This window comes from Winogradskya consettensis (genome assembly GCF_018332715.1).
GTDB classification, from domain to species: domain Bacteria; phylum Actinomycetota; class Actinomycetes; order Mycobacteriales; family Micromonosporaceae; genus Actinoplanes; species Actinoplanes consettensis.
This window is the reverse complement of the sequence record NZ_BOQP01000011.1, coordinates 67,225-81,309: the sequence shown is the minus strand read 5'-3', so window position 1 is coordinate 81,309 and position 14,085 is coordinate 67,225. Positions and strand designations below refer to the sequence as shown.

Genomic DNA, 14,085 nt, shown 5'->3' with positions numbered 1-14,085 from the left:
GCCCCCGTGCGTCCCCGGGGCAGGATGGCCGCGTGCAGACGCCCGATCTTCGTGTGGACGAGCTCCGCATCCGCCCCTGGCACCTCGATGACGCCGATGCGATGGTCCGGGCGTGTCAGGACCCGGTGCGGCACCGCTGGTCGCCAGAATTGCCCTGGCCCTACGGCAGGGAGCATGCCGAGGGGTTCATCCGCGAGCACGACGGGCTGCACCTCGCCGTCTTCGACGAACACGATCTGGTGGGCAGCGTCGCGCTGCACTCGATCAACGAGGACGCCGGTACCGCGGAGATCGGTTACTGGTCGGCACCATGGGCGCGCGGACGCAGAGTCACCGAGCGCGCCGGGCGGGCGTTGCTTCGCTGGGCGTTCGAGGAGGGTTTGGCCAGGATTGACTGGAAGGCCCGGATCGGAAATCACGCCTCGCGCCTGACCGCGCTGCGACTGGGATTCACGATCATCGGGACCCGGCCCGGCGACAAGAAATGCCCGGCCCAGTGGGTGGGCGCGCTCACGGAGACGGGCCTCACGCCTCCGGGCACGGACGTCGCTTCGTCGGTACGCAGGACAGCGCGCGCCTTCTACGCCGGCCACCCGGTTCTCGAGGCAGGCCCTGTCACCCTCCGTAAGCCGGAGGAGAAAGACATCCTCAGCGTCACTCAAGCGTTCAACGATCCGGAGGTTGTCCGCTGGTTCGCGCCGCCCCAGCCCTATCACGAGTCACACGGACGCCGTTATGTCACTGTCAGGGTGAACGAGTGGTGGGACAGCGGCGCGGAAGCGGTTTTCGCGATCGTTGACCACTTGGACGCGTACACGGGATCGATTGATCTGAGAGTGAGCGACAACGACCCGGCGGTGGGCGAGGTGGGTTATTTCGTGGCGCCCTGGGCGCGCGGGCGTGGCTATGCGGTCGCGGCGACCAGGGCGATCAGCCGGTGGGGTTTCGAGGAGCTCGGTCTGCAGCGCATCGAGCTGCGCTGGGAGGCCGGCAACGAACTGTCCGGCAAGGTCGCGGCCGGGGCGGGCTTCACGACCGAGGGGTCGCTGCGGCAAGCTTTGAAGATCAACGGAACACGGCGGGACTGCTGGGTGGCGTCGCGCTTGAGAGAAGAGGCTGTGTGAGGGTGCCCACGATCACTGGCGAGGGCGTACGGCTGCGCGCGCTCGCCCGGGGTGACCTGGACGACCTCCTGGTCGCCTACAACGACTGGGAGCTGCGGCGGTTCCTGCCCGCCCTGCCGATCCCGTTCACCCGCACGCTCGCCGAGGAGTACCTGCACGACGTCGTGCCCCGGATGTTCGAGGTCGGCGGCGGGTTCTGGGCGATCGCCGACCCGCAGACCGACGCGCTGCTCGGCGGCATCGGCATCGACCGGGTCACGCTCGAACGCGGGCAGGCGGAAATCGGCTACTGGACGGCACCGGGTGCACGGGGACGCGGCGTGGCGACTGCCTCGGTGCGGGCGCTGACCGAGCATGCCTTTGAGAGCGGGCTGGCCCGGATCGAGCTGCTCACGCACTGGGAGAACGCCGCGAGCCAGCGGGTTGCCCTTGCCGCCGGTTTCACCCGGGAGGGGGTACGCCGGGGAGCGCTGCCCGACCGTGACGGCGGACGGGACGACCTGATCGCGTACGCGAAGCTGGTCGGTGACCCGCCCGACCCGATCGAACGTCTCCTGCCCGACCTGCCCGGCGGAGAACTGAGCGACGGCGTCGTGACACTTCGCCCGCTGACCCCGGACGACCTCGACTTCTACGCCGAGCTGCACACACTGCCGGATGTCGTGGCGACCAGTGTCCCGCCGATCCCGCCGAGCCGCACCGAGATGGAACGGCGCTGCGACCGTACCCAATCGCACTGGCTGGCCGGCGACCGCGCCGACCTGATCATCGTCGACGCCGAGACCGGAACGCCCGCCGGCGAGATCGGCCTCTACTACCAGGAACCCCGCACCGCCCAGGCCATGATCGGTTACAGCATGATGCCGGCCTGGCGGGGACGGGGTTTCCCGACGCGTGCGGCCCAGCTCCTCGCGCTGTGGGTCTTCGCCGAGACGGGGATCGCCCGGCTCATCGCGGGTGCCCTGCCCACAAACCTGGGCTCACAGCGGGTGCTCGAGAAGGCGGGCTTCAAACGGGAGGCCTATCTGCGCTCCCGCCTGCCCGGCGCGGACGGGCGCCGCACCGACGATGTTCAGTACGCCCTGCTCGCGGAGGACATGCTGGACGGTCTGGTCAGCGTCGACAGCTGAGCCCTCTGTCGGCTCGGCGGGTTGTGCCCGCCGAGCCGTGGGCGTGCGGCGGTCAGCCCGTTGTTTCCAGGCTGAGGATGCCGTAGTCGTAGCCGCGGCGCCGATAGACGACGCTCGGGCGGCCGCTCTCCTTGTCCTGGAAGAGGTAGAAGTCGTGACCGACGAGCTCCATCTGGAAGAGAGCGTCGTCAACGGTCATCGGATCCGCGGGGTGTTCCTTCTCGCGCACGATGCGCCAAGGCTGGTCCTCGTCGTGCTCCAGCAGGTCCGTGCCGACCGATGAGCCACCGTCGGGCGGTGACAGGCTCGGCAGGTCGGTCGGGAGCCCTGCGGTCGCGGCGGCCACGGAGACCGGCGCGTGGCGGCCGCGATGGACGCGGCGGCGGTCGGCGGCGCGGCGGAGGCGCCCGTCGAGTTTGTTGAACGCGGCGTCCAGCGCTGCGTAGAAATCTTTGGCACATGCCTCGGCCCGTACCACGGGGCCTCTGGTAACGACGGTGATCTCCACACGCTGGCAGTTGTCCGACTGCCGCGGGTTGCGCTCGTGGAACAACTCCACGTCGACTCTGATCAGCTTCTGGTCGTACCGCTCGACTTTTGCCAGTTTTTCGGCGACGTGTTCCCGATAGTGCGCGGGAACCTCTACGTTGCGGCCCTTGACGACAATGTCCACTCGTGACCTCCCCCAACGTTGCACTTGATCGCGGTGTGCGGGTGTCGGCGACGGCGGGAACCCCTACAGCTGAGCAATCCCACGCACGTGACCGAATCGGCTTACGAGGACGCTCCTTTCCGGTGCGGCGGGTCTGATGATCGACTTCGCTCCGGTGGCGGGTAAGACAGACGCGCTTACCCTCGTCACCAGAACGCTAACCTGCCGAGGCCTGCTCGTCACCCCTCGTTCGGGAACCCGTTAGCGGGACTTCCGACCCTGGCACACCCGGCGGACCACCGCCGGCACCCCGCTCGGCCCGGCCCCTGCGCAGCCGCGTCGCCGCCACCACCGCAGCCCCCGTGACCTGCATATCCACCTCCCGGAGCCGACCCGTCACCGCTGCCAGCGTGGCCCCCGTCGTGACGATGTCGTCAACCACTATCAGGGTGCCTCTGATCGTCGGCCGCCGCCGCGGAATGCGGATCCGAACCCCCTTGATTCGCAGCGAACTCTCAGCCGCAGCCAAACGCCCGTTCACATCCAGCAACACGGAGTCAGCCCGAGGTAACGCCCGCAACATGTGCGCAACCTCAACGTCCCACCCGGCCGTCCGCAACCACCGGACCGCTTCCCCGGCCAACCGCCCCATATGGTCACCGTTCCGAGCCCGCACCGCCCCCGCGGTCGAAGGCACAGGAACCACCCTCAGGGGTACGCCCGGACCCCCGCCCCCACGCACAGCAGCCTCAGCCACCGCCGCCCCGAGCAACACCCCCAGAGGCCGCTTCAACCGATACCGCCCCCGTTCCTTGTACGCCAGCAGAGCCCCCCGCAACGCCCCCGCGTAAACCCCCGCCGCAAAACACACCGGCATCCCCCGAGGCGCCGGCGTCGGCCTCGTGGCATAGGGCCGCAGCACCTCCCACTCAGCAGCGCACTCCCAACAGACCGCACACCGCAACGGAACCCGCTCAGCCCCACACCCAGCACAAACCCCAGGCAGAACCAGATCAGCCAAATCCCCACCAACCCCACCCACCCATCCCCGCGCCTCCGCAACAACCCGCCCAACCAACCCGACAGCTGGAGCTGGAGCTGGAGCTGGGACCGGGGCTTGGGCCGGTAGCGGAGCTGGGGCAAGCGCCAGGGCTGGGGCCCGGTCTGGGGCTGGGGCTGGAGCTGAGGCCCGGCCTGGAGCTGGAGCTGAGGCCCGGCCTGGAGCTGGAGCTGAGGCCCGGCCTGCAGCTGGAGCTGAGGCCCGGCCTGGAGCTGGAGCTGAGGCCCGGCCTGCAGCTGGAGCTGAGGCCCGGCCTGCAGCTGGAGCTGAGGCCCGGCCTGGAGCTGGAGCTGAGGCCCGGCCTGGAGCTGGAGCTGAGGCCCGGCCTGGAGCTGAGGCCCGGGCTGAGGCCGGCGTAGGGGCGAGAGCTGGAGCTGGGGCTTCAGCACGCGGCAGAACGCCCGGACGGTTTCGGGCAGAGCCGGCCGGCTTGCTCAAGCGGCTGGGCGTGGGCAGAGGAAAGCTGCCCGGAGCAGGCGAACGCGAGTGGCCTGGTGGCCGCGGATATTGCCCGCCGCGCGCAGGCGAAGGCGAATGACCCACCCCAGCCAATGGCGAACCGCCGGAGCCAGCCGGAAGCGAACGCCCCTGCCCTGCCGAAGGCGATCTGCCCGACGCAGCCGGAACGGAACGACCCGACCCACGCGGAAGCGGAGTGCCCTGCCCAAGCGAGCCGCCCGACCTGTCCGAATGCGACCTAACCGGTCCGGGCGAAGCCGAGCTGTCGGGTCCGAGCGATCTGCCCGACCCAACATGAGGCAAATTTCCCGCCCCAAGCGAGCCGCTCGACCCAGCCGAACGCGAACTGCCCCGCTCAAGCGGACCGCCCGGCCCATGAAGGAGCGAATCAGCCGACCCAGCCGAACGCGAGCCGCCCGCCCCAAGCGAGCCACCCAGCCCAGCCGACCGCGAGCCGCTCCGCCCAAGCGAACCGCCCGCCTCAAGCGAACCGCCAGGGCCAGCCGAACGCGAACCGCCCAGCCCAGCCGAACGCGAACCGCCCAGCTCAAGCGGACCGCCCGCCCCAAGCGAGCCGCCCGGCTCAAGCGAGCCGCCCGGCCAAGGCGACCTGCCCGATCCGAGCGGGTGAACGCCGCTGGGCGTTGGGGGGTCGGAGTGGCCGGTGGGCATGGGGGTCAGCGCAGGAAGAAGGGGGAGACGGGGATGACGCCGGGTGGGGGGTTGGTGACGGGGTCGGCGAGGTCGGTGACGTTGATGCGGAAGGGTTGGGTTTGGATGTCGAAGGTGGCTCCGTTGGCCATGTATTCCATGACGTCGGGGAGGGATTTCTGGGTGATGGGGTTGACGGGGTAGGCGGCGAGGTAGCTGACGTGTTCGTTGCCGATGTCGGCGAGGACTTCGGAGGAGCGGGCGCCGTCCAGTTCGGTTTCGATGATGGCGACCCGGTCGCCGTCGCTTCGGGTGCCGGCGACGATGAGGGAGCTTTCGGTGCCCCAGTCGGCTGCGGTGACGTCGGCGAGGCGGTAGATCTCGACGCGGCGGGGGGTGGAGAGGGCGGGGCCGGAGCCGTCGGCGGTCATGGCGGCGACGTAGAGCTCGCCGTTGACGACCAGGGCCAGGCGACGGCCGTCGGGGGCGACGGAGACCGCTGAGATCAGGCCGGACGGGCCGGGCCAGTTGACGCGTTTCAGGGTGGAGTCGTCGGGCGAGAAGCTGTAGAGGCGGCCGCCGACCGTGATGAGGCCGATGGCTCCGGTCTGGGCGTCGTCGGAGGTGATCGCCCACACCGGCTGGCCGGTCGAGCCGCCGGGCAGCGGCACCGCGTGCAGTTTTGCCTGCTCGCCTCGCGGGGCCGAGCCGACCTGGAGCGACTGTTTGCCGGCGTCGCTGGTCACCAGGGCGGCGTAACCTCGATCGCTGAAGCTGCGGGCCAGGGCGGCCGCGCGGACCTTGCGGTTGTTCTCGGGGCGGATCACCGGGATGGGGTCGGTCGAGGCCGCCGACTGCGACACGCGCCGGATCTGCTCGTTGTAGATCACGAAGCGTTCGGGGGTGGCCGCGAGCCGGTACGAAGCGTTGCTCGTGTAGTAGTCGTTGCTCTCGTAGTCGGTCTGGGGGCCGTTGCCGACCTTGAGCTCGAGCACCCGGGGCAGGAACTGGCGCAGCGACCACATCAGTTGGCGGCGCAGCCGGTCGAGGGCGGCCTGGGCGTCCGGCTGCTGGGCGGACCCACCGCTCAGGTTGATCTGGAGCTTGTTGTTGGTGACCGCGGGCACGTTACCGATCAGCGCTGTGCCGTCCGGCAAAGGTTCGGCGGCGCCGGCGAGCCAGGAGGCGGGGCCCTCGATCATCCACTTGACGATCTCCTGCGGGACCTGCTCGGAGGGGACGTCGGCGGAGAGGTAGCGCACGTCGGGGACCAGCGCGGTGTGGTCACGGTTCCAGAAGTAGATCGTGTGCTGGTGGTAGTAGTCCTCGAGGCCCTCGTCGGTCAGGAGCAGGACCGGGGGCGCCTTGGTGACGAACAGGCCGTCCTTGCCGGTGATGCTCGAGACCGTCATCGAATACGTCTGGACGCCCTTGTCCTCCGAGGCTTCCAGGACTCCGTTGTGGGAGAGCACGCCGACCGTGAGCGCGGTGACCTTGACCTCGTCGCTGCCCGGGTTGACCAGGGGTGTGCCGATGAGGTGGATGACCTTGACGTCGGTCGGCGCCTTGAGGGTGGTGGCGGCGAACGACGGGGACAGGAAGGACTGCACCTGCTTGAGGGAGGTGTCGGGGTCGCTCGCCGCGGCTGCCTGCAAATAGAACTTCACCAGCAGGGCGGTGTCGTCGCCGGCTTCCTCGCGGGTGGATTTGTCCGGCGGGTCGTCCTGGCCGAACGAGGCGCCGGTGCGCGGGCCGTCGCTGACCTTGGAGACCTCGGTGTTCTCCGGGATGCCGCAGCCGGCGAGCAGCATGGCACCGGCCAGCACGGTGGCGAGCAGTCCGCGTTTCATCACAGCACCTCCGCGGGCTCGTCGCCCAGTGCCGAGGGGGCAGCGGGGGAAGTCTGCGGCGCTGAGGAGTCCACGGCCGGAGCAGCCTCGATGGCTCTGTCGCGGTCGCGGGGGATCAGCGGGAGGGGCGCTGCGACCAGTCGATCGCCCGAGCGGACCGGGACGGTGAGACGGAACTGGGCGCCGCCGCCCGGCTCGCCCCAGGCTTCGAGCCAGCCGCCGTGCAGGCGGGCGTCCTCGACGGAGATGGAGAGGCCGAGGCCGGTGCCGCCGGTCTGGCGGGCGCGGGACGGGTCGGCGCGCCAGAAGCGGTTGAAGACCAGGCGCTCCTCGCCCGGTTTCAGGCCCACGCCGTGGTCGCGGACCGTGACTGCGACGGCCGCGTCGTCGGTGGCGAGGGTGACCTCGACCGGTCTGCGCTCGCCGTGCTCGACCGCGTTGCCGACGAGGTTGCGCAGGATGCGCTCGACGCGGCGGGGGTCGACCTCGGCGATGACCGGGGTGTCGGGCAGGCGCAGCTCGATCGTCACACCGACCCGTTCGGCGAGGCCGGCGAGGCGCTCGGCGACGCGCTCGATGATCGGGACGAGATCGGAGTGCTCGGCGTCGAGGGCCGCGAAGCCCGCGTCGAAGCGGCTGATCTCGAGCAGGTCGGTGAGCAGGCTCTCGAAGCGGTCCAGCTCGGCCTGGAGCAGCTCCGCGCTGCGGGCCACCGCCGGCTCGAACTCGTCACGCTCGGAGAAGATGAGGTCGGCGGCCATCCGCACGGTGGTCAGCGGGGTGCGCAGCTCGTGGGAGACGTCCGAGGTGAATCGCCGTTGCAGGCGGGACATCTCCTCCAGGCGCACGATCTGGCGCTGCAGGTTGGCCGCCATCTGGTTGAAGGAGGCCGCCAGCAGGGCCAGGTCGTCCTCGCCGTCGACCTTCATCCGCTGGTCGAGCAGGCCCGCGGAGAGCCGCTGGGCGGTGCGGGCGGCGACCCGGACCGGTGTCACCACCATGCGGGTGACCAGGCCGGCCAGCAGTCCCAGGAGCAGGACCAGGGCCAGGCCGGTGACGGCCACCGTGGCACGGATCTCGTTGGCGGCCTTGTCCTCGGTGGTCAGCGGGACCATGTAGTAGAGCTCGACGTGACCGAAGCTGGTCGGCACCGGCGAGCCCCAGACCAGGTATTTGACCGGCTCGCCGCGCACGTCGATGGTGCGGATCTGACGGGCGACCTGGCTCTCGTTGGCGACCGAGTGGCGCATCTCCCGCGTGAGCAGCGCGCTGGCGTCGATCCGCTCGTCGGAGATCACCGGTTTGAGATCGGGGTAGTTGTCGGCGCGCAGCTCGAGGAGCGCGCCGCCGCTCTCGGTCGGGTCGCCGTCGCTGAGCCGGGTCACCGTGTTGCTGATCGTCGTCGGGAGCTTGGGGTCACGCTCGGTGCGGTGCACGGTGAGCTGCGAGACGGCGTAGTCGACCTTGCCGGACATCTGCGAGCTCACCTCGTCGCGGGCCCGGTCGAGCAGGATCTGGGTGCTGCGGTCGGCGATGAACCAGCCGAAGCCGCCGACCAGCAGGCTGGACGCGACGAGCGTGAGGGTGACGACGCGCAGGTGCAGCGAGCGGCGCCAGGCCCGGCGGGCGGGTGCGGACACCTTGCGGGCCCGGCGCACGACTATGCGCCACTGCCGCCGCACCACCCTCAGGGTGCGGCGGATGGGCATCGGAAGCCAGGCAGGAGCGCGCATCGGGGCCAAGGTTAGCCCTTCTCAACCCCGGCGCCCGCCCCGCCTGTGGACGAAACCCGACAGATCAGTCCGAGGATCAGCCGGTCCCGGCCTTGTAGCCGACACCACGCACCGTAAGGATGATCTCCGGCCGCTCCGGGTCGGGCTCGATCTTGGCGCGCAGCCGCTGGACGTGCACGTTGACCAGCCGCGTGTCGGCCGCGTGGCGGTAGCCCCAGACCTGCTCCAGCAGCACCTCGCGGGTGAAGACCTGGCGCGGCTTGCGGGCGAGCGCGACCAGCAGGTCGAACTCGAGCGGTGTCAGCTTCACCTCCTCGCTGTCGCGGGAGACGGTGTGCGCCGGCACGTCGATGGTGATCTGGTTACCGGGCGGCCCGATGGTGAGCATCTCCGGCGCGGCGTCCTCGCCCCTGCGCAGCCGGGCACGCATGCGCGCCACGAGCTCCTTGGGCTTGAACGGCTTGACCACGTAGTCGTCGGCGCCGGACTCGAGGCCCAGCACGACGTCGACGGTGTCGCTCTTGGCGGTGAGCATGACGATCGGGATGCCCGACTCCGTGCGGATGGCCCGCGCGACGTCGATGCCACTCATGCCGGGCAGCATGAGGTCGAGCAGGACGATGTCGGGCCTGTTCTCCCGGAACGCGGCGAGGGCACGTTCACCGTCGGCCACGAAGGAAGGCAGGAAGCCCTCGCTGCGCAGGACGATGCCGAGCATCTCCGCCAGCGCGGGGTCGTCATCGACGACGAGTACGCGGGCTCTCATGCGATCCAATATTGCACTGTCCCCTTCCGGCCGGTGTGACCGCCCGTCGATCATGGTCCGGGCCGGAACAAAAATACCGCCTCAGGCAAGTAATGCGCTCCCCCAGAAGTCCCCAGCATCCGAGACTCCCGGCGGACAGGCGAAGAGACCGAGTGATACCGCTTTGAGGTATTCGTTCATCTCGTCGTGCCGGGCAAGGTTGCGCTGAATCGGGACAAACTGCTTACGCGGATCCCGCTGGTACGCCATGAAGAACAGCCCGGCGTCCAACCGCCCCAACCCGTCGGACCCGTCGACGAAGTTGTATCCCCGCCGCAACAACCGCGCGCCGCCGTTGAGCGAGGGATGGGCCAGCCGTACATGCGAGCCCTCAGGCAGCGCGGCAGGGTCGGGTTCGTCGAATTCCGCGGTACGCCCGAGTGGCGCGCCCGTCCCCTTGTGCCGTCCGACGATGGATTCCTGCTCCGCCAGCGACGACCGGTCCCAGGTCTCGATGATCATGCGGATCTTCCGGGTGACCAGGTACGCCCCGCCCGTCATCCACGCCGGACCGTCCTGCGGCTGCACCCAGAGATGCTCCTTGAGCAGGCTGGTCTCCTCGAGCTTCAGGTTGGCGGTGCCGTCCTTGAACCCGAAGAGGTTGCGCGGTGTCGCCTGCGCCGTGGACGTGGAGGACGTACGCCCGAATCCCAGCTGCGACCACCGCACGCTGACGACACCCATGCCGATCCGCGCGAGGTTCCGGATCGCGTGCACGGCCACCTGCGGATCGTCCGCGCAGGCCTGCACGCACAGATCGCCCCCGGACAGCGCGGCGTCGAGCACGTCACCCGGGAAGTGCGGCAGCTCGTCGAGGGCCGGCGGAAGCTGCGCGGCGATCCCGAACCGGTCCTTCCCGTCGGCGTCGCGGAACAGCGTCCTGCCGAACCCGACGGTGATGGTCAGGTTGGCCGGGGGCAGCCCGAGCGCCTCGCCGGTGTCGTCCGGGGGTGCCTCGGGTACGCCGTTGACCGCCCCGATCTCCCCCGCGTCCCGCCCTGCGGTCATCCGAGCGGCGGCCGCCGCCCAGTCCCTGAGCAGGGAGATCAACCGCGCCCGGTCCTTGGTGATGACGTCGAACGCCACGAAGTGCAGCCGGTCCTGCGCCGGGGTGACGATCCCCGCCTGATGCTCGCCCGCGAACGCGACCGAGTTATCCGTTTCGGACGCGAACGCCTGCACCACACCGGCACCGACGGAGGCGGCTCCGACAACGCCGATACCGGCGAGCCCGATGGCCCGCCGGCGCGACACATTCCAGGAGAAGGACATCAGAACCTATTTCTGCGAGACCACCGCGGCGACCTTGGAGATCGGCTCGGCGAGCGCGTTGATCGCGTCCGAGAGGCTCTTCAGGTCGGCCTGGGTGAGCTGGTTGTGCAGCTTCCAGCCGTCGCCGTCGCGGTATTTGGCGAGCGTGGTGTCGACGTTGGCGAACTCGGTGTCCAGCGTCTTGACCAGGGCGGCGTCCCGCTCCTCGAGGACCGGGCGCAGCGAGGCGATCGCGGCCTTGGAGCCCTCGACGTTGGCGTTGAAGTCCCACAGGTCGGTGTGCGAGTAGCGGTCCTCCTCGCCGGTGATCTTGCCGGTGGCGACCTCGTCGAGCAGGCCCTTGGCGCCGTTGGCGAGCTGTAGCGGGGAGAGCTTCTCGGCGTTGGCCTTGGCGACGATCTCCTTGACGTTGGTCAGCAGCTCGTCGGCGATCGGGCCGTCCTTGCTGATGTCCGGCGTGGCCGCCCAGAGGTCCTTCTCGATGCGGTGGAAGCCGGTGAACGCCATGCCCTCCTCGGTGACCTCCTCGCGCCCGTCGATCTTCGGGTCGAGGTCGCCGAAGATCTCGGCCACGGGCTCGATGCGCTCCCAGTACGTACGCGCGACCGGGAAGAGCGCCTTGGCCTTCTCCACGTCGCCGCCCTTGACCGCGGTGACGAACTCCTCGGTCTTCGGCAGCAGCGCCTCGGTCTGACTCTTGACGTAGCGCGAGTAGCTGGCGGTCGCGTCGGCGAGCTTGGCGTCGTCCGTGAGCGGGGCAGCCGAACCGGAGACGGTGAACGCCGCGCGGAGGCCCTTGCCGATCATGCCCGGCTTGCAGGCCGTCTCGTAGGAGCCTGCGGGCAGCTCGACGTGCAGGTCACGCGAGAGCCCGGGGGCGATGTTCTCGACCTCACCCATGATGCGGTCGCCGGCTGCGTACACGTAGAACTCGGTGATCTTGTTTCCGCCGTTGGTGATGGTGAAAACGCTGGTGCCCGCGTTGGCCGAGGTCGCCGCCACCTCGCAGGCGGTGTCGTTGGCCTTGACCACGATCGGGCCACCCGAGGCGCTGTCCGAGGAGGAGGAGTCATCGCCGCCGCACGCAGCGAGCGAGCCTCCGAGGAGGCCGACCGCGGCCAAAGCAACAAATTGGGTGGTACGCATGTCTCTCCTACGGCTGAGGCGCGGGCGCCGGTTGGGGGGTGGGCCAGAGAAAAATGACAAGGACCGGGATTCCGTACGCCGCCCACGCGATGGTCTCCAGCACGGACGCCGTCGGGGTGACGTTGAACATCCCGGTGAGCAGCGCGGTGTACCAGGCGCCGGGGTCGAGCGCACCGCTGATGTCGTACGCCAGGTTGTTGAGCCCCGGGAGCACGTTGGACTCCTGGAAGTCGTGCACCGCGTACTTGAAGATCCCGGCGGCGACCAGGATGAGCAGCGCCCCGGTCCAGGAGAAGAACACGGCGAGGTTGATCCGGATGGCTGTCGCATACATCAGCCAGCCAATGACGACGGCCGACAGGATTCCGGCGATCAGCGCCAGCAGCGGCTTGGTGTTCGACGATGCGCCCTGGACCGCGGAGTAGAAGATCAGCGACGTTTCGAGGCCCTCGCGGACCACCGCGAGAAACGCCATCACGCCGACCGCGACCGAGCCGACGGCGAGCGCGTCGTGCAGCTTGGTGCGCAGCTCACCGGCGATGGACCGGGCGGCCCGGCGCATCCAGAAGATCATCCAGGTGACGAAGCCGACGGCGAGGACCGAGGTGACCGCCTCGAAGAGCTCGCGCTGCTCGTATTTCTGCAGCAGCGTGGTCTCGGTGTAGCTGAGCAGCCAGCCGAAGAAGACGGAGAGCGCCACGGCCAGGGCGACACCGGCCCAGACCTGCACCAGCCGGTCCTTGCGCTGCGACTTCACCAGGAACGCGATCAGGATGCTGACCACGAGCGTGGCTTCCAGCCCCTCACGGAGTCCGATGAGGTACGTGGCGAGCATGGCACTCCGTTGCTAAGGGTTCCCTAACTTAGGTTCGGCATACCTTAGGCACGGCCCTGCCTACCGAGTCAAGCAGGCATTACTTGGAACACGGGCGACTTGAGAGGCCGCCCGTGCGGCATTCTTCAGCGGTCGAACTCGCCCGCACGCACCCCGGCGACGAACTCGGCCCAGCCTGCTTGACCGAATTCGAGCACCGGCCCCTCGACGTTCTTGGAGTCGCGGACAAAAACCGCCGCCGCGGCGGACGCCACTTCGACACAGTGCCCGGCTGCCCCGCTACGCGTGCTCTTTCGCCAGGTCAACGCGTTCTTCTGCAATGTCATACCCTTCAGCGAATGGATACCCGCTGACATAACGGACAGCGGCGACACTCAGTCAAGCCGTTCGCCCGTTCGAGCGATGACTTCTCGCGTCTCATCCACCGAAAGCGACCGTCGCCGCAGGTCCGCGAAGGCCTTGCGATACACCAGCACCTCGGTGTCCTTAGTCCGTAACTGCCCACCGGTCAGCGCCTCGCTGTGCACCACCGCGGGCCGGTCCTCGAACTCGAAGATGACGAACGCCTCCCCGAGCGCCGCGTGTGCCCCTGTGGCGAACGGCATGACCTGCAGCTCGACCCCGGGACGCCGGCTGGCGTCGAAAAGCCGCTGCAACTGCCGCCGGAGCACCTCCCGCCCGCCGACCTCCCGCCTGAGCACCGCCTCGTCCAGCACGACGCAGAGCCGCGGTGCAGGATCTCGGGTAAGCACGCTCTGACGCGCCATCCGCAGGGCGGTCCGCCGCTGCACCGTCTCGGGGTCGTGCACATCGGCGCCGGTCTGGATGATGGCGTGCGCGTACTCATCGGTCTGCAACAGGCCGGGCACGAGCTGCGCCTCCCACTCGCACATGAGCACTGCCTCGGCCTCGAAGGCGACATATTCGTCGTAGGGGTCGGCCACCGACGACCGGTAGGGCGCCCACCACACGCGCGCCCGCCCCCGATCGGCAAGATCACGCAGCCGGATCCGCTCCCCCACCGGCGCCGCGAGCGCGTCGAGCAGCCGCTCCAGATCGGCGTCGCTGATCCCGGTCCGCGCGGTCTCGATCCTGCTCAGCTTGGACTCCGACCAGCCCAGATCCGCGGCCACAACAGCACCTCGCCGCCCGCCGCGCAGCCGGCGCAACTCGTCGGCCAGCTCACGACGGGCAGCCATCGACGTCGATCCCGCCATACCACTCACCGTACCGGCCACGACATGCAACTTGCAGACCACTATCTGCACTTGCAGATCGGCGCGGAGCATGTGCTAATGGGATGAGCTGGACAAGCGCCCCAGCCCTCACGGGGGCTGCCGGGAGCTACAGGTGCAGGTCGCCAGGCGG

General features: G+C 69.3%; 12 protein-coding genes. 2 read left to right on the top strand and 10 right to left on the bottom strand.

Going from position 1 to position 14,085, the window contains the following annotated elements; genetic code table 11:
- The first annotated feature begins 32 nt into the window (after positions 1–32).
- Positions 33–1,124, top strand: a complete 1,092-nt coding sequence (locus tag Aco04nite_RS12745; RefSeq protein WP_212997454.1) for a GNAT family N-acetyltransferase — start codon at positions 33–35, stop codon at positions 1,122–1,124.
- Positions 1,121–2,254 (top strand): GNAT family N-acetyltransferase, encoded by a 1,134-nt coding sequence (locus tag Aco04nite_RS12740; protein WP_212997453.1) that lies wholly within the window; start codon positions 1,121–1,123, stop codon positions 2,252–2,254. Before Aco04nite_RS12745 ends, Aco04nite_RS12740 begins: the two co-directional genes overlap by 4 nt.
- Before the next feature lie 52 nt (positions 2,255–2,306).
- On the opposite strand, the gene hpf is transcribed toward Aco04nite_RS12740, so the two are convergent.
- The 10 genes from hpf to Aco04nite_RS12690 all read right to left on the bottom strand — a co-directional run bounded on the left by hpf (position 2,307) and on the right by Aco04nite_RS12690 (position 14,006).
- Positions 2,307–2,927 carry a ribosome hibernation-promoting factor, HPF/YfiA family gene (gene hpf / locus Aco04nite_RS12735; protein WP_212997452.1) on the bottom strand — a complete coding sequence of 207 codons (621 nt, stop codon included), beginning with the start codon at positions 2,925–2,927 and terminating at the stop codon, positions 2,307–2,309.
- A gap of 196 nt (positions 2,928–3,123) precedes the next feature.
- Complete coding sequence (locus tag Aco04nite_RS48795) at positions 3,124–3,948, bottom strand: ComF family protein (RefSeq protein ID WP_244875945.1); 825 nt, start codon at positions 3,946–3,948, stop codon at positions 3,124–3,126.
- Positions 3,949–5,102: 1,154 nt separating this feature from the next.
- Positions 5,103–6,926: an LpqB family beta-propeller domain-containing protein gene (locus Aco04nite_RS12725; protein ID WP_212997451.1), complete on the bottom strand. Its 1,824-nt coding sequence runs from the start codon at positions 6,924–6,926 to the stop codon at positions 5,103–5,105.
- Positions 6,926–8,635: an MtrAB system histidine kinase MtrB gene (gene mtrB / locus Aco04nite_RS12720; protein ID WP_212997714.1), complete on the bottom strand. Its 1,710-nt coding sequence runs from the start codon at positions 8,633–8,635 to the stop codon at positions 6,926–6,928. The genes Aco04nite_RS12725 and mtrB overlap by 1 nt, the downstream gene beginning before the upstream one ends.
- A gap of 100 nt (positions 8,636–8,735) precedes the next feature.
- A complete protein-coding gene (gene mtrA, locus Aco04nite_RS12715; protein WP_203842638.1) occupies positions 8,736–9,425 on the bottom strand; it encodes an MtrAB system response regulator MtrA in 690 nt (229 codons plus the stop codon).
- Positions 9,426–9,506: 81 nt separating this feature from the next.
- Entirely contained in the window at positions 9,507–10,736 is a 1,230-nt protein-coding gene (efeB, locus tag Aco04nite_RS12710; protein WP_212997450.1) for an iron uptake transporter deferrochelatase/peroxidase subunit, read from the bottom strand.
- Between the two features lie 6 nt (positions 10,737–10,742).
- On the bottom strand, positions 10,743–11,882 hold the full coding sequence (gene efeO / locus Aco04nite_RS12705; RefSeq protein ID WP_212997449.1) for an iron uptake system protein EfeO: 1,140 nt from the start codon (positions 11,880–11,882) through the stop codon (positions 10,743–10,745).
- A 7-nt stretch (positions 11,883–11,889) separates the two neighbouring features.
- Positions 11,890–12,717 carry an iron uptake transporter permease EfeU gene (gene efeU, locus Aco04nite_RS12700; protein WP_212997448.1) on the bottom strand — a complete coding sequence of 276 codons (828 nt, stop codon included), beginning with the start codon at positions 12,715–12,717 and terminating at the stop codon, positions 11,890–11,892.
- Positions 12,718–12,842: 125 nt separating this feature from the next.
- On the bottom strand, positions 12,843–13,043 hold the full coding sequence (locus tag Aco04nite_RS12695; protein WP_212997447.1) for a DUF397 domain-containing protein: 201 nt from the start codon (positions 13,041–13,043) through the stop codon (positions 12,843–12,845).
- A 48-nt stretch (positions 13,044–13,091) separates the two neighbouring features.
- Positions 13,092–14,006 carry a helix-turn-helix domain-containing protein gene (locus tag Aco04nite_RS12690; protein WP_244875944.1) on the bottom strand — a complete coding sequence of 305 codons (915 nt, stop codon included), beginning with the start codon at positions 14,004–14,006 and terminating at the stop codon, positions 13,092–13,094.
- Positions 14,007–14,085: the final 79 nt, after the last annotated feature.